The following is a 23,609-nucleotide window of genomic DNA, read 5'->3' on the forward strand; positions in this document are numbered from 1 at the left end:
CACCGCGAACGGTGGCTTGTCTCCCGGGCTTTTGTCCCGCCGTGTAACCTCAACTGGAGGTCGCCAACTCTCGGACCAGCCACTCGCCAGAGGCGAGCCGGAACCCTAGTCAGCCATTGCAAATTGTGGTGCCGCGAACCTGTGATGACTCCTGCACAAGTTCGTTAAAGCGAGAGCCGTGCCAAGTACGCGCAAGCCCCGGCCCAGAGCGACCGCATGCCAGGAAGGCGCGTACCTCAAACGGATTCATGCGTTGTTGTGGTGCCGTGGCGCACCGCAATGAAGCAAAAGGCTACATGTTTCGAGTTATTGCAACGTCGCACCAGATTCCGATTTCGCTGTCAGATTAATCGTCAGTCACCCAATAGATGACTGCCGCCCGTCAGCGTCGCTGATGTGGCCCATCCGCGGTCCAGGAGGCCGCCATGTATCGACGACTGCTGCTCATTGCGTTTCTCGGTTTGACTCTTTCGGCCTGCGTGCCTTACTCCGACGGAGGCTCCAGCTACTACCGTTCCGAGGTCTACACCTCACCGGCGCCGGTCTATTACAGCGGCGGTGGAAGTTACTACTCGGCACCGCGTGGCTATTACGCACCACCACGGTACTACCAGCCGGCGCCGCGTTATTACTCGGCTCCACGCTACTACCAGCATGGCCCACGCTATTACTCGCCACCGCGAGCGGCGTATCGCCCCTATCCGCATCGGGGCGGTTGGGACGGCCGGGACCGGGGCGGCTGGAATGACGACCGTCGCGGCCGGGGCGGACGTGACCGTGGGCATGATCATCGGGGACGTGGCCATGATGGACGTGGTCATGACGGACGGGGCGGTCACCGCTGACGGATCGGCAGCAAAAAGCGGCGCATTGAGCGCCGCTTTTTTTGTGCCTGCGTAAAGCTAACCCTCTAAACCCTGTGGGAGCGAGCCTGCTCGCGAAGGCGGTATCCCCGACACAGCATTACTGTCAGGGCCGACGCCATCGCGAGCAGGCTCGCTCCCACAAGGAGGCGGGTTTCACCAAAGGTATGCCCACCAAAAGCAGGTCCGTTACTCATTGGACAAATCCGCCAACGGATGCCGCCCCTCCCATACCTTATGGAAATGCGCCTCGACCGCCGCTTGCGGCACATGATTGATATCCGGCCAATGCCAGCGCGGCTTGTGGTCCTTGTCGATCAACCGCGCCCGCACGCCTTCGCTGAATTCCGGATGGCGGCAGCAGTTGAGGCTCAAGGTGTATTCCATGCGGAACACACCGGCCAATGACAAAGGGCGGGCGCGGCTGATCTGCTCCCAGACCAGGTGCGCCGTCAGCGGCGAGCCTTCGGTCATGGTCCTGGCTGCCCGGGCGATCAATGGGTCCGGATGATCCACCAGCAGGCTGAGGGCTTTCCAGGCGCAGCGCACGTCGCTGACATCCAGCCACTCATCGATTTGCTGCCGACGCGGCAACCATTGGGCTTCGGGTTGTTGCGGCAGTGCTTCTTGCTGTAGAGCCTTGAGCAGGCTGTTGAGCTGCATCTCGGTCTGTTCTTGCCAGTTAAGCTGCAACAAGCCTTCGATCAGGTCATCCTGCTGCTCATCGAGCAGAAAGCGATCGGCCAGGCCCAGGTCGATGGCATCCCTGGCGTTCATGTGGGCGCCGGTAAGGCCGAGGAACAGGCCAAGCTTGCCCGGCAGGCGCGACAGGAACCAACTGGCGCCGACGTCCGGATACAAGCCGATGCTGATTTCCGGCATCGCCAGTCGACTGCTCGGCGTGACGATTCGCGTGCTGGCGCCTTGCAGCAGGCCCATGCCGCCGCCGAGTACATAGCCATGCCCCCAGCAGATCAACGGTTTCGGATACGTGTGCAGATTGAAGTCCAACCGGTATTCGGCAGCGAAAAACTGCGCAGCCAGCGGCGGCACTTCGCCGGGGTGGGCGCGACACGCTTCGACCAGGCTGCGCACCTCGCCACCGGCGCAGAAGGCCTTGGCACCATTGCCGCGCAACAGCACACAGACAATCTGCGATTCCCGGGCCCAGGCGTCGAGGCGATCGCGCAGGGCGTTGATCATCGGCAGGGAAAGGGCGTTCAAGGATCTTTCGGCATCCAGGGTGGCGACGCCCAGGCGCGCCCCGTTGATGCCGGTCAGTTCTTCGAAGTGCAGATTCATCGTGACCTCGATCGGAAAATTGAATGATCAGTATGACTGCTGTGGGGGAAAGTGCCGGATTGACGTCAGATCAATTGACAAGCCCTGTAGGCTTTCCTAGGGTGCGCCCATTGTTTCTACCGGGTGCAACCATGACCGCTGACGACCGTATCAAACTCGAACCCAGCTGGAAGCAGGCACTGCGTGCCGAGTTCGACCAGCCGTACATGGCGGAGTTGCGCGAGTTCCTGCGCAGTGAATACGCCGCCGGCAAGGAAATCTATCCGCCGGCCCCGCTGATTTTTAATGCACTCAATTCCACGCCGCTGGACAAGGTCAAGGTGGTGATCCTCGGCCAGGACCCGTACCACGGCCCGGGCCAGGCCCATGGCTTGTGCTTTTCGGTGCAGCCGGGCGTGCCGACGCCGCCGTCGCTGGTGAACATCTACAAGGAATTGAAGCGCGACCTGAACATCGATATCCCCAACCATGGCTATCTGCAGAGCTGGGCCGACCAGGGTGTGTTGTTGCTCAACACGACCTTGACCGTGGAGCGCGCCAATGCCAATGCCCACGCTAAAAAAGGCTGGCAGCACTTTACCGACAAGGTCATCGAAGTGGTCAGCGAACACCAGCCGCACCTGGTTTTCCTGCTGTGGGGGGCTCATGCCCAGAGCAAGCAGAAGCTGATCGATGCGACCAAGCATCTGGTGTTGACCTCGGTCCACCCGTCACCGCTGTCAGCCCATCGGGGCTTTATCGGCTGCGGGCATTTCAGCCGGACCAACAAGTTTCTCCAGCAGCATGGCGAGCAGCCGATCGATTGGCGGTTGCCGCCGGTTTAGTGGTCGGCAATAAGGGCCCCTTCGCGAGCAGGCTCGCTCCCACAGGGGTTTGAGGACAAACACAAATCCCATGTGGGAGCGAGCCTGCTCGCGAAGAGGGCAACCCCGGTCTACAAGTCCGGATCCGGCCTGCGAACCCAATACCTGAACAACGGCTCCGCCAGAAACAGCACGAACAGCAACCGCATCACCTGCAGCGCCGTCACCAACGGCACCGACAGTTGCAGGGTCTCCGCCGTCAGGCTCATTTCGGCGATGCCGCCGGGCATCATGCCCAGGGTCAGCGAGCGCAAGTCCAGGTGGGTCCAGGTGCTCAGGCCCAGGGCCGCAAGCGTGGCGATCAGCATGGTCAGCACCGTGCCAATCAAGGTACGACCCATGAACGACGGTGCGCGGCGGAAGAACTGCCGGTTGAAATGACAGCCCAGGCCGCTGCCGATCAGCCATTGGCCGATCTGGCTGCCGCCGTCGGGCAGGCCGATGTGCAGGTCCCAGCCGATGCTCACCGCCGCGCTGACCAACAAGGGCCCGAACAGCCATGGATTGGGTTGGCGCAAGCGCTCCCAGATCCAGGCGAGCAGGGCACCCGCCGGAAACAGAACCGCCAGCCACAACCAATCCACCGCCGTGGCGTGTTGCACCGGCGTGCCGTCACCGAGCAGATATTTGAAGGCAGCCGGCACGCACAACACCACCACCAGCACGCGCAGGCTCTGGCCCGCGGCAACATGGCTGAGCATCGCGCCATTGCGGGCGCCGAGGTTGACCATCTCGCCGGAACCGCCCGGCATGCTGGAGAAAAAGGCCGTGGCGCGGTCTTCGCCGGTGCGGCGCATCAGCCAGACACTCACGATGCTGGACACGCTGGTGATCAGCGCGCCGAAGAAGATCAGGCCGAAGTGGCTGAGGACCTGTTCCATCACCACCGGCGTGAAGTGCAGGCCGATACCGATGCCCACCACCCATTGGCCGCATTTGCGGCCGCCGGGGATTTCCATCAGTTGCCAGGGAGTTAGACAGCGCACCAGGATGATCGCCAACAGCGAGCCGACCATCCAGGGCAAGGGCCAGCCGATCAGGCTGGCCAGATAACCGCCGGCCAGACCGACCAGCGGTGTTCCCCACCATTGTCTGAAAGTTGTCGCCTCAGACATTGGCCAGGGCACGACGCTGGGCACTGCGACGACGCCAGATGCGCAGCAGCGGCAGGAACAGCATGATTGCCGTCAGGACCCAGCAGCCGAAGGTGATCGGGCTGGACCAGAGGATTTCCAACGCGCCATTGGAAATCGACAATGCACGACGCAGGTTCTGCTCCATCAGACCGCCAAGGATGAAGCCCAGCAGCACGGGCGACAGCGGGAAATCCAGCTTGCGCAGGATGTAACCGAAGATGCCGATGCCGATCATCAGGAACAGGTCGAATGTGGTCGCGTGCACCGCGTAAACGCCGATCCCGGTGATGATCGCGATGACCGGCACCAGCGCCCAGTTCGGCACGGCCAGGATGCGGGTGAAGATACGAATCATCGGGATGTTGAGGATCACCAGCATGACGTTGGCGACGAACAACGAAGCGATCAGGCCCCAGACGATGTCCGGCTGTTGCTGGAACAGCAGCGGGCCGGGCGTGATGTTATAGAGCGACAGCGCGCCGATCATCACCGCCGTGGTGCCGGAACCTGGGACGCCGAGGGTCAGCATCGGCACCAGCGCGCCGCAGGCCGCGCCGCCGATGGCGGTTTCCGGCGCCGCGAGGCCACGCTTGTCGCCCTGGCCGAACGTCCCACTGGCTCCAGCCATGCGTTTTTCGGTCATGTAGGCCACGGCACTGGCCAGGGTCGCGCCCGCGCCAGGCAATACGCCCATGATGAAACCGAGCACGCCGCAGCGGATGTTCACCCAGAACACCGAGGCCGCTTCCTTGAAGTTGAACATCATCCGCCCGGTGGCTTTCACCGCTTCCTGGCCGCGATGGGTTTTTTCCAGCAGCAACAGAATCTCGCTGATGGAGAACAGGCCCAGCACCAGCACGACGAACTGGATGCCATCGGTCAAATGGATGTTGTCACCCGTAAAACGGTACACGCCGCTGTTCGCATCGATGCCGACGCAAGACAGGAACAGCCCGATCAGCGCAGCGATGAAAGTCTTGAGCGGTCGGTCGCCGGCCATGCCGCCGAGGCAGACAATGGCAAACACCATCAGGACGAAATATTCCGCTGGTCCGAAGGCGATCGCCCATTTGGCCAGCAGTGGCGCAAACAACACCATGCCGCAGGTGGCAATGAACGCGCCGATGAACGAACTCCACGCCGACAGCGACAACGCCACCCCGGCCAGGCCTTGGCGGGCCATCGGGTAGCCGTCCAGGGTGGTCATCACGGTGGAGGCTTCACCGGGGATGTTCAGCAGGATCGAGCTGATACGTCCGCCGTATTCGCAGCCCAGGTACACCGCCGCCAACAGGATCAGCGCCGATTCCGGCGGCAGGCCCAGGGCGAAGGCAATCGGTATCAGCAGCGCCACGCCGTTGATCGGGCCCAGGCCCGGCAGCAGGCCGACCACGGTACCGATCAGCGTGCCGCTCAACGCGGTGACGAGGTTGTACGGCGTCAGTGCAACGCCAAAACCCTGGCCGAGATAATTCAGGGTATCCATATCAATTCTCCAGGACGCCGAGCAGGCCCAGGGGCAGCGGCACGTCCATCAGCTTGTCGAACAACAGATAAAGACCAATGGCCATGAGGCTGATGATCACCACGCTCGGCACCCAGCGGCCGCCGTACAGACGTGCCATCGGCACGCCGATCAGAATGCTGGCGAGGATGAATCCCAAGGGCTCGAAGGTCCCGGCGAATACCAGCAACAGCGCCACGCAGATACCGATCTTCTGCAGGGTTTCACGGTCCAGGTGCGGATCGTCTTCGCTGTGCACGACGGGCGTGGGACGAAACAGCATGTACAGCAGCGCCAGCCCCATCAGCCCGAGTATCAGCAGGGGAAAGGCACGCGGGCCAACCGGTTCATAGGAAAAGGCAGCCTGATAGGGCCAGGCCATCAGTGCCAGGCCGATGCAGGCCAGCAGCAGCACCGCGGCAATAATACGTTGGATGACGAGCATGACTAACTCCTGGGCGGCGCCGAGTGTGCCGGTGCCGCCGCGAGAACAGAGGCGATTACTGAATCAGGCCGAATTCTTTGGCCAGCATCTTGTAGTCGGCCACTTGCTTCTTCACGTAGGCGTCCAGCTCCGGACCGGTCATGGCGAACGGGAACAGTTCCCGTTGGTCGCGCAGCTTGGCGAACTCTTCGGAGGCCAGCAGCTTGTCAAAGGCGTTTTTCCACCATTCGTATTCTGCATCGGTGACCTTCGGGCCCAGGTAGAAGCCACGGACTACCGGCCAACGGATGTCGTAGCCTTGTTCCACGGCGGTCGGGATGTCTTTCATCTCCGGCTCGTCCAGGCGTTTATCAGAGAACACCGCCAGCAAACGCATGTCGCCGCTCTGGATGTGTGGCATGGAGTCGGAGATGTCGGTACTGCCCACCTGGATATGGCCACCGAGCAGGGCGGTCGCGATTTCACCGCCGCCTTCAAGGGCCACGTAGCGCAGTTTGCGCGGGTCGATGCCGGCGGCCTTGGCAATCAAAGCGGTCTGCATCCAGTCCTGGCTGCCGACGGTACCGCCGGAACCGATCACCACCGAGCCCGGATCTTTCTTCAGGGCCTGTACCAGATCGTCGAGGTTTTTGTAGGGCGAATCGCTTTTCACGGCGATGGCGCCATAGCTGGTGCCGACGGCAGCGAGCCAGCGCACATTGGTTTCATCAAAACGGCCAAACTTGCCTTGCGCCAGGTTCAGCAACGAGCCACTGGACCAGGCCACCAGCGTGCCGGCGTCGGCAGGGCGTTGTGCGACGACTGCGTTGTAGGCCACCGCGCCGACACCGCCGGGCATGTAAGTGACGCGCATCGGCTTGGTCAGCAGTTTTTCGTTGACCAGCGCGCTCTGCGCCAGTTTGCAGGTCAGGTCGAAACCGCCGCCAGGGGCAGCGGGTGCGATGCATTCCGGGCGCTTCGGCTCTTTGGATGGGTCCGCGGCGAGCAATTGCCCGGCGAACATCAGGCATCCGGCGGCCAAGGCTACTTTGCGCAGTGATAGGTTCATTTTTGTCTCCACAGGAGTTGTTGTTGTGTGTTTCAAGTCAGGCTTCGCAGAACATGTACGGTGCAGATCCGCAAACGCGTTTCAAAGACGCGGCAGTTCGGTCTGCGCAGCGGCACAGGCAAGGGTAGTCTGGTTGGGGCAGGAATGGCGGGTGGGCGTTGAAGCCAGAAGCTGTACGGACAGCATGATGAATACTCCGCTTATTGTTTTTATTCGGCGAAAACGCTTCGAGGCGTTTTTCGTTTCGCGATGTGTTTCGCGACCGGCAGTCGAAACTGTCCGTGGAGCGACTCTAGCGGCCCAACCTTTCGCTAACCTTTCAAAAGCTGTCAGGATGATTTTGAGCTTCACAGTGGCGGATGCGGCTGTAAACTCCGCGCCAAAGAATGGCCCCGACCATCCCTGAATCGAGGAAAATCCCATGCGTGTCCTGCTCGTCGAAGACCATCTGCAGCTCGCCGAAAGTGTCGCCCAGGCCCTCAAGAGCACAGGGTTGACGGTGGATGTGCTGCACGACGGGGTGGCCGCCGATCTGGCCCTGAGCAGCGAGGAATACGCGGTGGCGGTCCTTGATGTCGGGCTGCCGCGCATGGACGGCTTCGAGGTGCTGGCGCGCTTGCGGGCGCGGGGCAAGACGCTGCCGGTGCTGATGCTGACCGCTCGCAGCGACGTCAAGGATCGGGTCCATGGCCTGAACCTCGGCGCCGACGATTACCTGGCCAAACCTTTCGAACTCACCGAGCTTGAGGCGCGGGTAAAGGCACTGCTGCGCCGTAGCGTACTGGGTGGCGAGCGGCAGCAGCGCTGTGGTGGGCTGGTCTACGACCTGGACACCCGGCGCTTTACCCTCGACGAGGAACTGATGACCCTGACCTCTCGCGAGCAGGCTGTCCTGGAAGCGTTGATCGCCCGGCCCGGGCGGGTGATGAGCAAAGAACAACTGGCAGCCCAGGTGTTCGGCCTGGATGAAGAGGCCAGTCCCGACGCCATCGAAATCTATGTCCATCGCCTGCGCAAGAAGCTCGACGGCCATGCGGTGGCAATCGTGACATTCCGCGGACTGGGCTATCTGTTGGAAAACCGCGATGCATAAGCCCGACAGCCTGCGCTGGCGGCTACTTCGCAACCTCGCTTCGTTGCTCGTGGTACTGATGCTCGCCAGTGGCCTGAGCGCCTACTGGAATGGTCGTGAAGCCGCCGATACGGCCTACGACCGGACGCTCCTGGCGTCGGCCAGAACCATCGCCGCCGGTCTTTCGCAGCGCGACGGTACCCTCAGCGCGGACGTACCTTATGTCGCTCTGGACACCTTCGCCTATGACAGTGCCGGACGTATCTATTATCAAGTCAACGACATCCACCAGAAGCTGATCTCCGGCTACGAGAATCTTCCCGGGCCGCCGCCCGGTACGCCGCGCACCGACGATTACCCGGCGCTGGCACGTTTCTACAACGCCAGTTACCAAGGGCAGAATGTGCGCGTGGTGAGCCTGCTCAAGGCCGTGAGCGAACCCGAAATGAACGGCATGGCGGAAATCCGCGTGGCGGAAACCGAAGAAGCTCGGGTCAGCATGGCCCGCGGCTTGATGGCCGATACCTTGTTGCGGCTGGGCATGCTGGCGGTGGGCGCGCTGTTGCTGGTGTGGTTCGCGGTCAGCGCGGCGTTGCGCCCGCTGGAACGCTTGCGCACGGCGGTGGAGGAACGCCAGCCGGACGATCTGCGGCCGTTGCCGCTGGTGGAAGTCCAGCACGAATTGTGGCCGTTGGTACGTGCCCTCAATCATTTCACCGAACGGCTGCGCGGCCAGTTCGAACGCCAGGCGCAATTCATTGCCGATGCCGCCCATGAGCTGCGCACGCCACTCGCGGCGCTCAAGGCTCGCCTGGAGCTGGGCTTGCGCGCCAGCGAACCGTCGACCTGGCGCGAAACCCTGGAAACCGCCGCCCAGGGCACTGATCGCTTGACCCATCTGGCGAATCAACTGCTGTCGCTGGCGCGGGTGGAGAACGGCGCGCGGGCAATTGCCGAAGGCGGTGCACAGTTGCTCGACCTGAGCCAGCTCGCCCGAGAACTGGGCATGGCCATGGCGCCACTGGCCCATGCCCGTGGGGTTGCGTTGGCCCTGGAAGCCGATGAACCCGTCTGGTTACGGGGCGAGCCGACTTTGCTCAACGAGCTGTTGAGCAACCTGGTGGACAATGCCCTGGCCCATACTCCTTCGGGCGGTAACGTGATCCTGCGGGTCACCGCGCCGGCGGTACTGGAAGTCGAGGATGACGGCCCGGGCATTCCCGAGACTGAGCGGGAACGGGTATTCGAGCGCTTCTATCGGCGCAACCAGCAAGTGGCCGGCTCGGGATTGGGGTTGGCAATTGTCGGAGAAATCTGCCGTGCGCATCTGGCGCAGATCACCCTGCATGATGGGCAGGAGGGCGGGTTGAAGGTGCGAGTGAGTTTTGCTCCTGGCTCAGAATGAGCCCGAGCCGAATGCCACAGATTGTGACCAACACACATTCATTGCCCGGCCTGCTTAATAAAACATCGACCGAGCTTCTTCGATATCCGCGCAGCGGTCCTTGTTGTCCAGGTCGATGCCCAGCTTCCTGATCGCCGGAACCCCGAACGCGTCAATCCTGCTCAGCGGGTGGTCGGCATCCTTGTAGCAGTACAGCGCGGCAACCTGCACCAGGTCGACATAATCGAGTTGCTTCGAGTCTCGGGTGAAATCCAGGTACAGCCCCGGCAACTTCACCAACCGCTCCGGAAACTCCCAGACGCTGAGCAGCTTGTCCCCCAGCACGGGATGGATCGTCTCGATGACGTGATTGAGGCTGACCGGGTCCGACAGCAGTTCATTGTTGTCCTCGGCGTACGTCAGGATCGGCAGCACGCCGATCTGATGGACCAGTCCACCCAGCGCCGCCTGATCGGGCTTGAGATGCGTGTAGCTGCGACATAACGCATAGCTGACGCCGGCGATCTCCAGGCTCTTGCGCCAGACTTCCCGCATCTTTTGCTCAACCACTTCGGAGCGAGCATGGAATATCTGCTCCATGACCAGCCCGATCGCCAGGTTGCTGCTGTAGTTGACCCCCAACCGCGTGATGGCCGTGTGCAGGTCCGTTACTTCCTGGGTGGCACGCAGCAGGGGGCTGTTGACTACTTTTATCAGGCGCGCCGAGAGGGCGGTGTCACGACCAATCACTTTACTCAGGTTGCTGACGCTGATTTCCGGGTCTTCGGCGGCCCGGCGAATCTGCATGGCCACTTCCGGTAATGTTGGCAGGACCAGGTCATCATTATCGATGGCCGCCACCAAATCCCGCTGGACCTTATCCGCCAAATCGCTCATTTCGGTTCTCTAGGGTGTTGCGACAAAATGTTGCGATCAACGCTGGATTTCGCGGTCGCGGTCCAGTTCGTAAGGCAAGTCCAGCAATTGTAGCGCGGGTCCTTCCAAAGCTCCGAGGTGCAAATTGCCATCTTCCGCTGCTTCGGCCTGCAACACCGCCAGCAGTTCAATGTTTTGTTCGGCGCGGGCAGCAATGACCACTTCGCCGATGGAACTGCCGTGAGTGGGGGAGAATAGTGGAGTGCCCGGCTCTGGCAGCTCGCCTGCCTCCAGCTGCAGGCGATACAGCCGGCGCTTGAGCTTGCCGAGGTACTGCATGCGCGCGACGATTTCCTGGCCGGTATAGCAGCCTTTCTTGAAACTCACGCCCCCTACGGCCTGCAGGTTGAGCATCTGCGGAATGAACAGCTCGCGAGTAGCCGGCATGACCTGGCCAATGCCCGCGCGAACCTGGCCCAGCAGCCAGCGGTTGAGATCGCCTTCGGCCAGTTTCGCGCTCAGGCGAGTGCGCAGCGTATCGGCCTGTTCGGCGCGAGCCCAGAGTTCGGCGCGGCCTGGAGAGACGCGGATGGCGATCAAGGATTCATGGCGAACCACGCTGTCGGTATCGACCGGCAGTTCCAGGCCCAGGTCGGTGAGCGTGGCATCGGCGCCTTCCAGTCCGAAACGAACCCATGCGGCGCTCTCGTCGGTGAGCTTGGATTTGGAGAACACTGCGTATTTTTTCAGGTCCGCCAGTTGCGGTTCGAGCAATTCGCTGGCCATTGTCAGGAGCACGCCGTCGCCTTCAAGCAGGATCCTGAAGCTCGATTGCATCCGGCCCTTCTGGGTGCAACGTGCGCCGAGGCTGGCCCGGCTGTCGCTCAGGTAGTTGAGGTTGCAGGTCAATTGGCCTTGCAGGAATTTGCTTGCGTCCACGCCACGGACCGCGAGAACGCCTTCGTGGGACAGGGTGCAGAAAAAAGCGGAATCAGCCATGGGTCATCGCAGGGTAAAAGGTCTGGCAGACATCATAAGGGGACGCCCTTGAAATGGGTAGTTCACAAAGGATCGGAGGCGCCCGACCAAAGCCGTCTGTTCCGCTACGGCCGGGCCTGTATACTTGCGCTCTATTTGAGGAGTGCTCCATGGTCGAAGATGTTGAACTGAATCGCCTCTACTGGCACAGCCGCCGCGGCATGCTTGAGCTTGACGTGCTGCTGGTGCCGTTCGTGAAGGAGGTCTACCCACACCTTGATGAAGTCGACCGTGCGTGTTACGTCCGTTTGCTCGAATGCGAGGATCAGGACATGTTCGGCTGGTTCATGGAACGCAGTGAATCCGAGGATCCGGAACTGCAGCGCATGGTCCGGATGATCCTGGACCGTGTCCAGCCCAAGTAGCCGCTTCGAGTGCCGCTGGCGCGCCTCCCGGCAGCTGCTGGCGGCCTATCTCCTGGCCCAGGTGTTTGCCTTGGGCTCGTTGTTTCTGTGCTCGATTCCTCCCTGGCTCGCAGTCGTTGCTTCGATGTTGTGCCTGGGCCACGGCGCCTGGGTGCTACCGCGATATCTGTTGCTGAGCCATCGCCAGGCTTTTCGTGGTTTGCGTCGCGATGCCGACGGCTGGCAGCTCTGGAGCGAGGGCGGCGGCTGGCAGGCGGTGCAGTTGCGGCCGGACAGCCTGGCATTGCCGATGATTGTGGTGCTGCGCTTTCGCTTGCGGGGCGAGTGGTGGGTCCGCTCGTTGTGCGTGCCCCGCGACGCGCTGGCGCCGGATGTCCATCGGCGCCTGCGGGTCCGGCTCAGGTTCAGCCGGCGTAGGTGGGCGGCACCAGGATAGTGTCCAATGCCTCGGGCAGCAGGTCCGGGTAGTCGAGGGTGTAGTGCAGTCCTCGGCTTTCCTTGCGCTCCATGGCTGAGCGAATCATCAGTTCCGCCACCTGCGCCAGGTTGCGCAACTCGATCAGGTCGCGGCTGACTTTATAGTTGCTGTAGAACTCATCGATCTCATCGAGCAGCAAACGCACCCGATGCTGGGCCCGTTGCAGGCGCTTGTTGGTGCGTACGATGCCGACGTAGTCCCACATGAAGCGCCGCAGTTCGTCCCAGTTGTGGGCGATGATCACGTCTTCGTCCGAGTCGGTCACCTGGCTGGCATCCCAGGTAGGCAGGGTGGTCGGGATGGCAACCTGCGGCAACTGATCGAGGATGTCCGCCGCCGCCGAGCGGGCATAGACGAAACATTCCAGCAGCGAATTGCTGGCCATGCGATTGGCTCCGTGCAATCCGGTGAAGCTGGTTTCGCCAATCGCATACAGGCCGGGTACATCGGTGCGGCCGTGCTGGTCGACCATCACCCCGCCGCAGGTGTAATGCGCCGCTGGCACCACCGGGATCGGCTGCTTGGTGATGTCGATGGAAAATTCCAGGCAGCGCTCATACACCGTGGGGAAATGACTTTTGATGAAGGCTTCGGGTTTGTGGCTGATGTCCAGGTACACGCAGTCGATGCCCAGGCGCTTCATTTCATGGTCGATGGCCCGCGCAACGATGTCCCGTGGGGCCAGTTCGGCGCGAGGATCGAAGCGCTGCATGAAGCGTTCGCCGTTGGGGAGCTTCAGATGAGCGCCTTCGCCGCGCAGTGCCTCGGTCACCAGGAAGCTCTTGGCCAAGGGGTGATACAGGCAAGTGGGGTGGAACTGGTTGAATTCCAGGTTCGCCACTCGGCAGCCTGAACGCCAGGCCATGGCAATGCCGTCACCGCAGGCACCATCGGGGTTGCTGGTATAGAGATAGACCTTGGCCGCGCCGCCGGAGGCGAGGATCACGAAGCGCGCCCCGTAGGTGTCGACTTCGCCGGTGCCACGATTGAGCACATAGGCCCCCAGGCAGCGGTCGCCTTCCAGGCCGAGGCGTTTCTCGGTGATCAGGTCGATCGCGACTCGCTGTTCCAGTAATTCGATGTTCGGCCGTTGCCGGGCCTGGGCCAGCAGGGTCTTGAAAATTGCCGCGCCGGTCGCATCGGCTGCATGGATGATCCGCCGGTGGCTGTGGCCGCCTTCGCGTGTCAGATGGAATTCAAAGCCGCCATCTTCGGTGCCCGATTGCTCGTCACGGGTGAAAGGCACGCCCTGGTCGATCAGCCATTGGATGGCTTCCCTGCTGTGCTCGACGGTAAAACGCACGGCTTCGCGATTGCACAACCCGCCGCCGGCGTTAAGCGTGTCGTCGACATGGGATTGGATAGTGTCCGTGTCATCCAGCACGGCGGCGACGCCGCCCTGGGCCCAGAACGTCGAGCCGTTGGCCAGGTCGCCTTTGCTCAGCACTGCTATGCGCAGGTTCGCTGGCAATGTCAGCGCAAGGCTCAATCCGGCGGCGCCGCTGCCGATTACCAGAACATCATGTTGAAACTGTTGGCTCATTCGAATGGTTTCCGCTCAAAGCGACCCGGGTCGGGGTGGGGGCCAGGCATCCGGTTCAATGGGGGCAGGCGACCGTGCAGCCCACTAGTATATAGAGGGGGGGATCGGCACAATAGCCGGGCGTTCATGGCAATATGGAACCAGTGCGACAGGGAAGCGACGCGCTTCGTCGGATCAAGGTTTTGCTGAAACGGCGACAACGCAGCCTTTTCGAGGACAGAACGCTGTTTATCTCGTCACGGTTGCTAAATTTTCGTTTCGAAGAGCTACAAATGGTGGGAACTTTTGCCAAGCGCCTAGGTTCAATAGACGGTTGTCTGCAAAAGGGAACAGCGTCGGGTTGGTGCAGGACTTCGATTCGAGTCCCATCCGACAGGCCCGACGACAGATTATTCGCGCGGCCGGGCAATCCCGTGCTGCGTTTTTCGTGCGTGCCGGATCAGAGCACGCCGGAAACTTGCTTGGAAGGGGGAGAACTTTTGCGAAAAGCCCGAGTCTATGGTTGCAAGCTTGGACGATTAGTAATGCAAGCCTCCTTCGAGCTTATCGAGGAGTGTTCATGCTAACCCAGGAAGAGGATCAGCAGCTGGTCGAGCGCGTTCAACGCGGCGACAAGCGAGCTTTCGATCTGCTAGTGCTGAAATACCAGCACAAAATTCTCGGGTTGATCGTGCGTTTTGTGCACGACACCCATGAAGCCCAGGATGTTGCCCAGGAAGCTTTCATCAAGGCGTACAGGGCACTTGGTAATTTTCGCGGGGATAGCGCGTTTTATACGTGGCTTTACCGCATCGCCATCAACACGGCGAAAAACTATCTGGTTTCACGCGGCCGCCGGCCGCCGGATAGCGATGTTAGCTCCGAGGATGCAGAGTTCTATGACGGCGATCACGGCCTCAAGGATCTCGAATCACCGGAACGTGCATTGCTGCGGGATGAGATCGAAGGCACTGTCCATCGAACCATTCAGCAACTGCCTGAAGATTTGCGTACGGCGTTAACTTTACGTGAATTCGACGGTCTGAGTTACGAGGACATTGCCAGCGTCATGCAATGTCCGGTGGGTACCGTGCGCTCCCGGATCTTCCGCGCTCGGGAGGCCATCGATAAAGCCCTGCAACCATTGTTGCAGGAAAACTGAGACAGCGGCGACAGCCAAGAGAGGAACGCCATGAGTCGTGAAGCCCTGCAGGAATCGCTGTCCGCAGTGATGGATAACGAAGCGGACGAATTGGAATTGCGTCGGGTATTAAATGCCTTTGACGATGTTGAAACCCGTGAGACCTGGGCTCGCTACCAGATTGCCCGGGCGGTGATGCACAAGGACTTGTTGCTTCCACGCCTGGATATCGCTGCGGCCGTTTCTGCTGCGCTGGCTGACGAAGCCGTGCCGGCAAAAGCCTCTCGCGGACCATGGCGCAGCCTGGGTCGCCTGGCAGTTGCTGCCTCGGTTACCGTAGCTGTATTGGCAGGTGTGCGTCTGTACAACCAGGATGAGATTGCCGGCGTGCAAATGGCGCAGCAGTCCAATCAGCCTGGCCTGGCAGCACCACAGGTCAAGGGTCCGGCGGTACTGGCCGGCTACAGCGAAGGTTCGGAAGCTGCCGGTCCGATGACCAACGGTGTACTGCAAGGCCAGCCAGGCTGGCATGATCAGCGTTTGCCTAATTACCTGCGTCAGCATGCCCAGCAGGCTGCGCTGAAAGGTACTGAAAGCGCGCTGCCATACGCTCGTGCGGCCAGTCTGGAAAACCGTTAAGGAGGACCATGCGCGCCATACCTCTTTTCTCGCTTCTGGTAGGTGGCTGGTGCGTTGTTCCAGCCTATGCCGGTGAAGCTCAGGACTGGCTCAATCGTCTGAGTCAAGCCGAGCAGCAGCAAAGCTTCCAAGGCACTTTCGTTTACGAGCGTAACGGTAGTTTTTCTACCCATAACATCTGGCATCGCGTCCAGGATGGCAAAGTCCGCGAGCGGCTGCTCCAGCTCGATGGTTCGGCACAGGAGGTCATGCGCATTGACGGAAAGACTCAATGCGTCAGCGGCACCTTGATCGCCGGGCTGGGCAATACGCCAGATGGCACCGCACGTGCGCTCGATCCGCAGAAACTCAAGAATTGGTATGACCTTGCCGTTATTGGCAAGTCGCGCGTGGCTGGGCGTCAGGCTGTCATTGTCGCCCTGACCCCCAAGGATCAGCATCGCTATGGCTTTGAGCTGCATCTCGACAGAGAGACCGGCTTGCCGCTCAAGTCCCTGTTGCTCAGTGACAAAGGCCAGTTGCTCGAACGTTTCCAATTCACTCGCTTGAACATCGGTGAGCCTTCAGACGCTGATCTGCAGGCCAGTGTCGAATGCAAGGCTGTTGCGCAGGGGCCCGGTAAGGCCGCCACGGTGAAAACCGCCTGGCATTCCGACTGGCTTCCGCCCGGCTTTGAATTGACCAGTAGCGCTGCGCACAAGGACCCGGACACCAAGATCCAGGTCAGTAGCTTGATGTATGACGATGGCCTGGCCCGTTTCTCGGTGTTCCTGGAGCCGCTGAACGGTGCAACTGCCACCGACACCCGCACGCAGCTTGGCCCGACCGCAGCGGTATCGCGTCGGCTTACTACACCCCAAGGCGAGATGATGGTGACGGTAGTTGGCGAAATACCTATCGGTACGGCGGAACGGATCGCATTGTCCATGCGTTCCGACGTCGCGGCAGCCCAATAACACGCTGCCCGGGTGGCTCGATTGCGCAAGAGGCCGGCAAGCGTGCTTGAGCAAAATGCTGAAACTTCCTGTCAGCATTTTCATTTGCAAAATAACCAGTTTTTTTCTATTAGGTCAGAGCCGCTCGGCTCTGGCCTTGTCTGTTTGCGGAACAAAAATACTGGCGTATCGTTCCCAGGTATTTCTGCTCCATATCGCTTAACCATGCTCGTCGTAACGGGAGCCGTATGTCGATACCACGCTTGAAAACCTATCTCTCCATTTTTGCCACCGTGCTGGTGCTCGGTCAGGCCGTTCCCGCTGTGGCGGTCGAGTTGCCGGACTTCACTCAACTGGTCGAACAGGCTTCGCCTGCCGTGGTGAACATCAGTACCACGCAGAAGCTGCCGGAGCGTCGGGTGATGGACCCGCAGATGCCGGACCTGGAAGGCCTGCCGCCCATGCTGCGCGAGTTCTTCGAGCGAGGGATGCCACAGCCGCGTTCGCCTGGCGGTGGTCGTCAGCGTGAAGCGCAGTCCTTGGGCTCGGGCTTCATCATCTCGCCAGACGGCTACATCCTGACCAACAACCATGTGATTGCCGACGCCGATGAGATCCTCGTGCGCCTGGCAGATCGCAGTGAACTGAAGGCCAAGCTGATCGGCACCGACCCGCGTTCGGACGTGGCCTTGCTGAAAATCGAAGGCAAGGACCTGCCGGTGCTCAAGCTCGGCAAATCGCAGAACCTGAAAGCCGGCCAGTGGGTGGTGGCAATCGGTTCGCCGTTCGGCTTCGACCATACCGTGACCCAGGGCATCGTCAGCGCCATTGGGCGTAGCCTGCCAAACGAAAACTACGTGCCATTCATCCAGACCGACGTGCCGATCAACCCGGGCAACTCCGGTGGGCCGCTGTTCAACCTCGACGGCGAAGTGGTGGGTATCAACTCTCAGATCTACACCCGTTCGGGCGGTTTCATGGGGGTGTCCTTCGCTATTCCGATCGACGTGGCCCTGGATGTATCCAACCAGCTTAAAAGCGAGGGCAAGGTCAGCCGTGGCTGGCTGGGCGTGGTCATCCAGGAAGTGAACAAGGACCTGGCCGAGTCGTTTGGCCTGGAGAAACCTGCCGGCGCGCTGGTGGCGCAGATCCAGGAAGGTGGTCCGGCCGCCAAGGGCGGCTTGCAAGTGGGCGATGTGATTCTCAGCCTCAATGGGCAGCCGATCGTCATGTCCGCCGACTTGCCGCATCTGGTGGGCGCCCTCAAGGCCGGGGCCAAGGCCAACCTGGAAGTGATTCGCGAAGGCAAGCGCAAGAATGTCGAGTTGACTGTCGGCGCGATCCCGGAAGAAGGCAAGGAACTGGATTCGCTGCCCAAGTCCGGCGTCGAGCGCAGCAGCAATCGCCTGGGTGTCGCGGTGGTCGAGCTGACCGATGAGCAGAAGCGAACCCTGGAATTGCAGGGTGGTGTGGTGATCAAGGAAGTACAGGACGGTCCCGCTGCGTTGATCGGCCTGCAACCTGGCGACATCATTACTCACCTGAACAACCAGGCCATCGGCTCGGCCAAGGAGTTCACCGACATCGCCAAGGCGTTGCCGAAGAATCGCTCGGTGTCGATGCGCGTCCTGCGCCAGGGGCGTGCAAGCTTCATTACCTTCAAGCTGGCTGAATAAGTCGGCATTGAGCTGAAAAAAACCGCCTCGATATCGAGGCGGTTTTTTTATGCCTGGTCAATGCTCAGCCCATCATGTCCTTGACCATGCGCTCCTGTTCCATGAGTTCGCGCTGGCGGGCGTCGATGCGCGATGACAAAGGAAAATTGCTCCCGGCGCGTCGTTTGGCGAAGTCCAGTTGCTGGATCGCCTGACGATAGTCGCCAACCAACGCGAAGTATTCGGCGCGTGCCTGGTGCAAGCCAATGATATTGCCTGACAGGCCACGCGTCTCGGCCACCATGTACCAGATGTCCGGATCGTCCGGGCGGCTCTTGAGCAGGGTTTCCAGGGCCTTTTCCGCATCGGCGGGGCGATTCTGCTTGAGCAACAGATCGACGCGCACCTGATTGAGCGGGTAGTTGCCCGGATATTGGCTCAGCAGTCGATCCACGCGAGATTGAGCGTCCGCCAGCTTGTTGCTGGTGATGTCCAGGTCTACCTGGGCGAGGTTGTAGATGATCTCGTTGGGCGCTTTGGCCAGCAATGGCTTGAGGTTCTCCCGGGCTTCATTCAGTTGGCCACCCTTGATCTGGGCGATCGCCAGTCCGTAGCGGGCCACGTCACTCTTCGGGTTCTCGTCCAGCTGTGCGCGGAAGCGCTTGGCCCCCAGGCCGGGGGTTTCTTCATAGGTCAACTGGACCCGCGCGCGGATCAGTTGGTAACGCATGCTGTCCTCGATTCCGCCCGGCTTGGCCTGTTCGGCGCGGTTGCGGGTGTCGGCGATGCGCGATTCGGTGACCGGGTGAGTCAGCAGGAATTCCGGGGGCTTGGCGTCAAACCGGTACTGGCGCATCAGACGCTCGAACATCGTCGGCATCGACCGCGGATCGTAACCGGCCTTCTCCAGATTCTGGATGCCGATGCGGTCGGCTTCCTGTTCGTTTTGCCGCGAGAAACGCCGTTGCTCCTGGATGGCGGCGGCCTGGGTCCCGGCAATGGCGGCGATCCCGGCGTCACCGCCACCGGCGGCGGCAATCACGATGCCGGCCAGCAGCGCCGCCATCATCGGCACCTGCATGCGCTGTTGGGCTTCGACGCCGCGGGCAAAATGGCGTTGCGACAAGTGCGCCAGCTCGTGGGCCATGACCGAAGCATATTCGCCTTCGGTCTGGGCGTTGAGGAACAGGCCGCCGTTGACCCCGACGATCCCGCCGGGCGCGGCGAAAGCGTTGAGCTGGGGGCTGTTGATCAGGATGAATTCCAGGCGCCGGTCGTTGACCTGGCTGGTCTCCACCAGCTTGTAGACGCTGGTTTCGACATAGTCCTTGAGCTGCGGATCGTTGAGTTGCGAGACCTGGCTGCGCAACAAGGCCAGCCAGGCGCGGCCCAGCTGATGCTCCTGTTCCGGCGAGACGATGGCAGAACTGGCATCGCCAAGTGACGGCAGGTCGTCGGCGAAGCCCGGTGAGGCGAGCAGGCAAGCGAGCGTCAGCAGGGTGGGGCGCAGAAATGTCATGCACGAAGCCTTAGTCGACAAAGACCTTACTGTAGCCGGACAGCGGGTCCGGGACCAGATATTCTAGGCCGCTCGACGACCTGTTGCGGAGTGAAACAATGACCGATGCTGTAGCCCACGATGCCGAGCTGGACGCCAGTGGACTGAACTGTCCGCTGCCGTTGCTCAAGGCCAAGCTGGAACTCAATCGCCTGGCCAGTGGCGCCGTGCTCAAAGTGACGGCCACGGATGCGGGCTCCCAGCGCGACTTTCGCACCTTTGCCCGCTTGGCCGGTCATACGCTGCTGCGCGAAGAAGACGATAACGGCGTCTACCGTTACTGGCTGAAAAAAGCCTGAAAACCGACAGCGTCTCCTAAGGATTTTTAATGTTCAAAGTGTTACGCGACTGGATTCAGCGCTACTTCTCCGATGAGGAAGCGGTGGTCCTGGCAGTGCTGCTGTTCCTGGCGTTTACGGCGGTCCTGACGCTGGGCGGGATGCTCGCGCCGGTGCTGGCGGGAATGGTGCTGGCGTATCTGATGCAGGGGCTGGTCACAGCCTTGGAACGCCTGCGTTTGCCTGGCTCCGTGGCGGTAGGGCTGGTGTTCGCGCTGTTCATGGGGCTGCTGGTGGTGTTCCTCGTGGTCATCGTGCCGTTGCTCTGGCATCAATTGGTGACCCTGTTCAATGAACTGCCGGGAATGCTCGCCAAATGGCAATCGCTGTTGTTGCTGCTGCCGGAACGCTACCCGCACCTGGTCTCGGACGAGCAAGTGCTGCAGACCATCGAAGTGGTGCGTGGCGAGATCGGCAAGTTCGGCCAGTGGGCGCTGACGTTTTCGCTGTCCAGCCTGCCGTTGCTGGTGAACATCATGATCTATCTGGTGCTGGTGCCGATTCTGGTGTTTTTCTTTCTCAAGGATCGGGAAATGATCGGACGCTGGGTCCGAGGCTACCTGCCGCGCGAGCGGGCATTGATCACCCGTGTGGCCCAGGAGATGAACCGGCAGATTGCCAACTACATCCGTGGGAAAGTCATCGAGATTTTCATCTGTGGCGGCGTCACGTACATCGGTTTTGTGGCGCTGGGGCTCAACTATGCTGCGTTGCTCGCGTTGCTGGTGGGCATTTCGGTGGTGGTGCCTTACGTCGGCACTGTGGTCGTGACCGTGCCGGTGGCGCTGATCGCGCTGTTTCAGTGGGGTTGGAGCGACCAGTTCATCTATCTGATGGCGGTGTACGGGATCATCCAGACGCTGGACGGCAATGTGCTGGTGCCGCTGCTGTTCTCCGAGGCGGTGAACCTGCATCCGGTGGCGATTATCTGCGCGGTGTTGTTGTTTGGCGGGCTGTGGGGCTTCTGGGGGGTGTTCTTTGCGATTCCCCTGGCGACGTTGTTCAAGGCGGTGCTGGATGCGTGGCCGAGCAAGGAGCCGGTGGTGGCGCCGTTGTTGTAGAAGTCAATCTGACTGGTCGGGAGGCTGATGGCCCCTTCGCGAGCAGGCTCGCTCCCACAGGGGATTGATTAACGCCACAAATCCAGTGTGGGAGCGAGCCTGCTCGCGAATGAGGCCAGTGCAGACAACAAAGATCTTCAGGCTTGGTTGAGCGCCTGAGCCGCCGCCAGCACCGCATCCACATGCCCCGGCACTTTCACACCACGCCACTCCTGGCGCAGCACGCCATCCTTGTCGATCAAAAAGGTGCTGCGATCAACGCCCAGATATTCCTTGCCGTACAGCTTCTTCAGCTTGATCACGTCGAACAGTTGGCAGACCGTTTCGTCCTTGTCGCTGATCAGCTCGAAGGGGAACTCCTGCTTGCACTTGAAGTTCTCGTGGGACTTGAGGCTGTCCCGCGACACACCGAATATTTCGGTGTTGGCGGCCTGGAATTGCGCGTAGTGGTCGCGAAAACCCTGGCCTTCGGTGGTGCAACCGGGGGTGCTGTCTTTCGGGTAGAAATAAATGACCACCTGTTTGCCTTTCAGGGCGGCGAGGCTGATGGTCTGCCCGCTGGTGGCGGGCGCCTGGAAATCGGTAACCGGCTGGTCGATGGCAACGGCCATGAACGCTTCCTTACATTGGGTTTTGTGGGCGCCACGGTTCGATCAGTGCGTCCAGGTTCATCGCGTCGGCGAAATCCAGGAACTGATCGCGCAGCCAGCTGATCTGGGTGCCGGCCGGCAATGTCACGGTGAACGTGGCGTTGAGCATGGTGCCGCCAGTCTGCGGGGCCTGATAGGTATCGCAGGTCAGGTTTTCCAGCTCGACGTGATGGTCCATGAAGAACTGGCACAGTTCGTTGATGATGTCCGGGCGGTAGGCCGAACTCACATAAGCTACATACGGCAAGGCCTGGGGACGATTTTCCAGCGCGGCGCTGCGCACCACGTTGACGGTGAAGGCGTGCTTCTTGGCCAGCACCGGCAGGCTGCCCTCCAGGCGCGCCAGGGCGTCCCAGCTGCCGGAAATCTCCAGCACGAGGGCGCTGCATTCGCCATGACGGGTCAGGCGTGAGGTCACGACGGCGCAGCGATTTTCATGGCTGGCGCGGCACAGGACGTTAGTCAGCTCCATGGGGTTTGCGCCAAGGGCACTGATAACAAGGAATTGTTCGCGGACTGTGGGGGTGGACATGCAGCATTCCTAAAGCGATGAGCGGTCGGTACCTTTGTGCCGCGCGGCACGGTAGCAGCCCTGCGAAAGCGAACGGTTCAAGCCCTCTGCCCGGGTTTCTGCTGCATTGCGGGATCAGCCAATGCTTCAGGACAAACGCAGGATCGGGGCTTGTAGCGACGAAAACGGAGGCTGGGAACCGGCGTGTGAGCTTATCGGTACCGATCAAAGCCTGAAGGGTAGCGAAAACCATCGCCAAGGGGAATGGGAGTTCGCTTGTACAAGCATCTTGGCGCCAGTACCATTACCGCTCTCTTTTTCCGGCAGGAGCGGTTTCATGATTGCGGGCAGTATGGTGGCACTGGTCACACCCATGGATGCACAAGGGCGTCTTGACTGGGCCAGCCTCAGCAAACTCGTGGACTTCCACCTTGAGAACGGCACCCACGCGATCGTCGCCGTCGGTACCACCGGCGAGTCGGCCACCCTTGACGTCAACGAGCACATCGAAGTCATCCGCGCGGTGGTCAAGCAGGTCAATGGCCGCATTCCGGTAATCGCCGGCACCGGCGCCAATTCGACCCGCGAAGCCGTCGAGCTGACCCGTAACGCCAAGGAAGCCGGGGCCGATGCCTGCCTGCTGGTCGTTCCGTACTACAACAGGCCGACCCAGGAAGGCCTGTACCAGCACTTCAAGCACATTGCCGAAGCCGTCGACATCCCGCAGATCCTCTATAACGTTCCCGGCCGCACCTCCTGCGACATGCAGGCCGAGACCGTGATCCGCCTGTCCACCGTGCCGAACATCATCGGCATCAAGGAAGCCACTGGCGACCTGACGCGTGCCAAGGCCATCCTCGATGGCGTGAGCGAGGACTTCATCGTCATGTCCGGCGATGATCCGACCGCTGTCGAGCTGATCCTGATGGGCGGCAAGGGCAACATTTCCGTCACCGCCAACGTCGCGCCACGCGCCATGGCCGACCTGTGCGAGGCCGCGCTCAAGGGCGACGCCGAGACCGCACGGGCAATCAACGAAAAACTGATGCCGCTGCACAAGGACCTGTTCATCGAAGCCAACCCGATCCCGGTGAAATTCGCCCTGGTCGAAATGGGCCTGATGCACGAAGGCATCCGCCTGCCGCTCACCTGGTTGAGCACTACCTGTCACGAACAGCTGCGGCAGGCCATGCGCCAGTCCGGCGTCCTGGTTTAATTGAGGAAC

24 protein-coding genes and 1 riboswitch are annotated in these 23,609 nt (G+C 61.1%); of the genes, 13 read left to right on the top strand and 11 right to left on the bottom strand.

Annotation, left to right across the window (positions count from 1 at the left end):
- Positions 1–18: 18 nt before the first annotated feature.
- A riboswitch (guanidine-I (ykkC/yxkD leader) is annotated at positions 19–120 on the bottom strand.
- 305 nt (positions 121–425) lie between these two features.
- Positions 426–845, top strand: a complete 420-nt coding sequence (locus J3P86_RS06560) for a hypothetical protein (protein WP_305496228.1) — start codon at positions 426–428, stop codon at positions 843–845.
- A 207-nt stretch (positions 846–1,052) separates the two neighbouring features.
- Here J3P86_RS06560 and J3P86_RS06565 read toward each other — a convergent pair whose 3' ends face one another.
- Positions 1,053–2,165: an enoyl-CoA hydratase/isomerase family protein gene (locus J3P86_RS06565; RefSeq protein WP_434699707.1), complete on the bottom strand. Its 1,113-nt coding sequence runs from the start codon at positions 2,163–2,165 to the stop codon at positions 1,053–1,055.
- Positions 2,166–2,296: 131 nt separating this feature from the next.
- Between J3P86_RS06565 and ung the strand changes: the two genes are divergently transcribed.
- Entirely contained in the window at positions 2,297–2,989 is a 693-nt protein-coding gene (gene ung / locus J3P86_RS06570) for a uracil-DNA glycosylase (RefSeq protein WP_305496226.1), read from the top strand.
- Positions 2,990–3,099: 110 nt separating this feature from the next.
- Here ung and J3P86_RS06575 read toward each other — a convergent pair whose 3' ends face one another.
- From J3P86_RS06575 to J3P86_RS06590, 4 genes are read right to left on the bottom strand one after another with little or no spacing between them, the layout of a single operon-like run.
- Complete coding sequence (locus J3P86_RS06575; protein WP_434653364.1) at positions 3,100–4,143, bottom strand: AbrB family transcriptional regulator; 1,044 nt, start codon at positions 4,141–4,143, stop codon at positions 3,100–3,102.
- Positions 4,136–5,650, bottom strand: a complete 1,515-nt coding sequence (locus J3P86_RS06580) for a tripartite tricarboxylate transporter permease (RefSeq protein ID WP_434603045.1) — start codon at positions 5,648–5,650, stop codon at positions 4,136–4,138. The genes J3P86_RS06575 and J3P86_RS06580 overlap by 8 nt, the downstream gene beginning before the upstream one ends.
- A 1-nt stretch (position 5,651) precedes the next feature.
- Complete coding sequence (locus tag J3P86_RS06585; RefSeq protein ID WP_305496223.1) at positions 5,652–6,113, bottom strand: tripartite tricarboxylate transporter TctB family protein; 462 nt, start codon at positions 6,111–6,113, stop codon at positions 5,652–5,654.
- A gap of 55 nt (positions 6,114–6,168) precedes the next feature.
- Positions 6,169–7,161: a Bug family tripartite tricarboxylate transporter substrate binding protein gene (locus tag J3P86_RS06590; RefSeq protein WP_434569497.1), complete on the bottom strand. Its 993-nt coding sequence runs from the start codon at positions 7,159–7,161 to the stop codon at positions 6,169–6,171.
- Between the two features lie 421 nt (positions 7,162–7,582).
- Between J3P86_RS06590 and J3P86_RS06595 the strand changes: the two genes are divergently transcribed.
- Both J3P86_RS06595 and J3P86_RS06600 read left to right on the top strand, forming a co-directional pair.
- Positions 7,583–8,254 carry a response regulator gene (locus J3P86_RS06595; protein WP_305496222.1) on the top strand — a complete coding sequence of 224 codons (672 nt, stop codon included), beginning with the start codon at positions 7,583–7,585 and terminating at the stop codon, positions 8,252–8,254.
- Positions 8,247–9,638, top strand: coding sequence for a sensor histidine kinase (locus tag J3P86_RS06600; RefSeq protein ID WP_434625444.1), 1,392 nt, complete (start codon positions 8,247–8,249; stop codon positions 9,636–9,638). Before J3P86_RS06595 ends, J3P86_RS06600 begins: the two co-directional genes overlap by 8 nt.
- 54 nt (positions 9,639–9,692) lie before the next feature.
- Here J3P86_RS06600 and J3P86_RS06605 read toward each other — a convergent pair whose 3' ends face one another.
- Both J3P86_RS06605 and J3P86_RS06610 read right to left on the bottom strand, forming a co-directional pair.
- A complete protein-coding gene (locus J3P86_RS06605) occupies positions 9,693–10,514 on the bottom strand; it encodes an HDOD domain-containing protein (protein WP_434569494.1) in 822 nt (273 codons plus the stop codon).
- Between the two features lie 36 nt (positions 10,515–10,550).
- The gene (locus J3P86_RS06610) at positions 10,551–11,492 is read right to left on the bottom strand and encodes a YgfZ/GcvT domain-containing protein (RefSeq protein ID WP_434699709.1); all 942 of its coding nucleotides are present in this window, start codon (positions 11,490–11,492) and stop codon (positions 10,551–10,553) included.
- A gap of 149 nt (positions 11,493–11,641) precedes the next feature.
- On the opposite strand from J3P86_RS06610, the gene J3P86_RS06615 reads away from it, so the two are divergent.
- Positions 11,642–11,896 (top strand): succinate dehydrogenase assembly factor 2, encoded by a 255-nt coding sequence (locus J3P86_RS06615; protein WP_039593311.1) that lies wholly within the window; start codon positions 11,642–11,644, stop codon positions 11,894–11,896.
- Entirely contained in the window at positions 11,880–12,332 is a 453-nt protein-coding gene (locus J3P86_RS06620; RefSeq protein ID WP_434569492.1) for a protein YgfX, read from the top strand. Before J3P86_RS06615 ends, J3P86_RS06620 begins: the two co-directional genes overlap by 17 nt.
- Here the strand turns inward: J3P86_RS06620 and nadB are convergent.
- Positions 12,301–13,917: an L-aspartate oxidase gene (gene nadB, locus J3P86_RS06625; RefSeq protein ID WP_434625440.1), complete on the bottom strand. Its 1,617-nt coding sequence runs from the start codon at positions 13,915–13,917 to the stop codon at positions 12,301–12,303. The genes J3P86_RS06620 and nadB overlap by 32 nt on opposite strands.
- Positions 13,918–14,476: 559 nt before the next feature.
- Here nadB and rpoE point away from each other — a divergent pair.
- From rpoE to J3P86_RS06645, 4 genes are all read left to right on the top strand, one after another.
- A complete protein-coding gene (gene rpoE, locus J3P86_RS06630) occupies positions 14,477–15,058 on the top strand; it encodes an RNA polymerase sigma factor RpoE (RefSeq protein ID WP_003172477.1) in 582 nt (193 codons plus the stop codon).
- Positions 15,059–15,088: 30 nt separating this feature from the next.
- Positions 15,089–15,676, top strand: a complete 588-nt coding sequence (locus J3P86_RS06635) for a sigma-E factor negative regulatory protein (RefSeq protein ID WP_434673753.1) — start codon at positions 15,089–15,091, stop codon at positions 15,674–15,676.
- A gap of 8 nt (positions 15,677–15,684) precedes the next feature.
- A complete protein-coding gene (locus J3P86_RS06640) occupies positions 15,685–16,632 on the top strand; it encodes a MucB/RseB C-terminal domain-containing protein (RefSeq protein ID WP_434569490.1) in 948 nt (315 codons plus the stop codon).
- A 227-nt stretch (positions 16,633–16,859) separates the two neighbouring features.
- A complete protein-coding gene (locus J3P86_RS06645) occupies positions 16,860–18,287 on the top strand; it encodes a DegQ family serine endoprotease (protein WP_305496214.1) in 1,428 nt (475 codons plus the stop codon).
- A gap of 64 nt (positions 18,288–18,351) precedes the next feature.
- Here the strand turns inward: J3P86_RS06645 and J3P86_RS06650 are convergent, their stop codons facing one another.
- Positions 18,352–19,785, bottom strand: a complete 1,434-nt coding sequence (locus J3P86_RS06650; RefSeq protein ID WP_434569488.1) for a M48 family metalloprotease — start codon at positions 19,783–19,785, stop codon at positions 18,352–18,354.
- 98 nt (positions 19,786–19,883) lie between these two features.
- Between J3P86_RS06650 and J3P86_RS06655 the strand changes: the two genes are divergently transcribed.
- Positions 19,884–20,123, top strand: a complete 240-nt coding sequence (locus tag J3P86_RS06655; RefSeq protein ID WP_025212368.1) for a sulfurtransferase TusA family protein — start codon at positions 19,884–19,886, stop codon at positions 20,121–20,123.
- A 29-nt stretch (positions 20,124–20,152) separates the two neighbouring features.
- A complete protein-coding gene (locus J3P86_RS06660) occupies positions 20,153–21,223 on the top strand; it encodes an AI-2E family transporter (protein ID WP_305496211.1) in 1,071 nt (356 codons plus the stop codon).
- Between the two features lie 137 nt (positions 21,224–21,360).
- On the opposite strand, the gene J3P86_RS06665 is transcribed toward J3P86_RS06660, so the two are convergent.
- Positions 21,361–21,834, bottom strand: a complete 474-nt coding sequence (locus J3P86_RS06665; RefSeq protein WP_434653354.1) for a peroxiredoxin — start codon at positions 21,832–21,834, stop codon at positions 21,361–21,363.
- Positions 21,835–21,844: 10 nt separating this feature from the next.
- Positions 21,845–22,405, bottom strand: coding sequence for a glycine cleavage system protein R (locus J3P86_RS06670; RefSeq protein WP_003184325.1), 561 nt, complete (start codon positions 22,403–22,405; stop codon positions 21,845–21,847).
- A gap of 316 nt (positions 22,406–22,721) precedes the next feature.
- On the opposite strand from J3P86_RS06670, the gene dapA reads away from it, so the two are divergent.
- The gene (gene dapA, locus J3P86_RS06675) at positions 22,722–23,600 is read left to right on the top strand and encodes a 4-hydroxy-tetrahydrodipicolinate synthase (RefSeq protein ID WP_434603051.1); all 879 of its coding nucleotides are present in this window, start codon (positions 22,722–22,724) and stop codon (positions 23,598–23,600) included.
- Positions 23,601–23,609 lie beyond the last annotated feature (9 nt).

It is taken from the genome of Pseudomonas sp. D1-1, assembly GCF_051132225.1.
In the GTDB taxonomy this organism is placed as follows: Bacteria; Pseudomonadota; Gammaproteobacteria; order Pseudomonadales; family Pseudomonadaceae; genus Aquipseudomonas.

Bases quoted from the DNA above. Each gene is read 5' to 3' on its own strand.
- J3P86_RS06560 (WP_305496228.1), top strand. From the start codon at position 426: ATGTATCGACGACTGCTGCTCATTGCGTTTCTCGGTTTGACTCTTTCG.
- J3P86_RS06565 (WP_434699707.1), bottom strand. From the start codon at position 2,165: ATGAATCTGCACTTCGAAGAACTGACCGGCATCAACGGGGCGCGCCTG.
- ung (WP_305496226.1), top strand. From the start codon at position 2,297: ATGACCGCTGACGACCGTATCAAACTCGAACCCAGCTGGAAGCAGGCA.
- J3P86_RS06575 (WP_434653364.1), bottom strand. From the start codon at position 4,143: ATGTCTGAGGCGACAACTTTCAGACAATGGTGGGGAACACCGCTGGTC.
- J3P86_RS06580 (WP_434603045.1), bottom strand. From the start codon at position 5,650: ATGGATACCCTGAATTATCTCGGCCAGGGTTTTGGCGTTGCACTGACG.
- J3P86_RS06585 (WP_305496223.1), bottom strand. From the start codon at position 6,113: ATGCTCGTCATCCAACGTATTATTGCCGCGGTGCTGCTGCTGGCCTGC.
- J3P86_RS06590 (WP_434569497.1), bottom strand. From the start codon at position 7,161: ATGAACCTATCACTGCGCAAAGTAGCCTTGGCCGCCGGATGCCTGATG.
- J3P86_RS06595 (WP_305496222.1), top strand. From the start codon at position 7,583: ATGCGTGTCCTGCTCGTCGAAGACCATCTGCAGCTCGCCGAAAGTGTC.
- J3P86_RS06600 (WP_434625444.1), top strand. From the start codon at position 8,247: ATGCATAAGCCCGACAGCCTGCGCTGGCGGCTACTTCGCAACCTCGCT.
- J3P86_RS06605 (WP_434569494.1), bottom strand. From the start codon at position 10,514: ATGAGCGATTTGGCGGATAAGGTCCAGCGGGATTTGGTGGCGGCCATC.
- J3P86_RS06610 (WP_434699709.1), bottom strand. From the start codon at position 11,492: ATGGCTGATTCCGCTTTTTTCTGCACCCTGTCCCACGAAGGCGTTCTC.
- J3P86_RS06615 (WP_039593311.1), top strand. From the start codon at position 11,642: ATGGTCGAAGATGTTGAACTGAATCGCCTCTACTGGCACAGCCGCCGC.
- nadB (WP_434625440.1), bottom strand. From the start codon at position 13,917: ATGAGCCAACAGTTTCAACATGATGTTCTGGTAATCGGCAGCGGCGCC.
- rpoE (WP_003172477.1), top strand. From the start codon at position 14,477: ATGCTAACCCAGGAAGAGGATCAGCAGCTGGTCGAGCGCGTTCAACGC.
- J3P86_RS06635 (WP_434673753.1), top strand. From the start codon at position 15,089: ATGAGTCGTGAAGCCCTGCAGGAATCGCTGTCCGCAGTGATGGATAAC.
- J3P86_RS06640 (WP_434569490.1), top strand. From the start codon at position 15,685: ATGCGCGCCATACCTCTTTTCTCGCTTCTGGTAGGTGGCTGGTGCGTT.
- J3P86_RS06645 (WP_305496214.1), top strand. From the start codon at position 16,860: ATGTCGATACCACGCTTGAAAACCTATCTCTCCATTTTTGCCACCGTG.
- J3P86_RS06650 (WP_434569488.1), bottom strand. From the start codon at position 19,785: ATGACATTTCTGCGCCCCACCCTGCTGACGCTCGCTTGCCTGCTCGCC.
- J3P86_RS06655 (WP_025212368.1), top strand. From the start codon at position 19,884: ATGACCGATGCTGTAGCCCACGATGCCGAGCTGGACGCCAGTGGACTG.
- J3P86_RS06660 (WP_305496211.1), top strand. From the start codon at position 20,153: ATGTTCAAAGTGTTACGCGACTGGATTCAGCGCTACTTCTCCGATGAG.
- J3P86_RS06665 (WP_434653354.1), bottom strand. From the start codon at position 21,834: ATGGCCGTTGCCATCGACCAGCCGGTTACCGATTTCCAGGCGCCCGCC.
- J3P86_RS06670 (WP_003184325.1), bottom strand. From the start codon at position 22,405: ATGTCCACCCCCACAGTCCGCGAACAATTCCTTGTTATCAGTGCCCTT.
- dapA (WP_434603051.1), top strand. From the start codon at position 22,722: ATGATTGCGGGCAGTATGGTGGCACTGGTCACACCCATGGATGCACAA.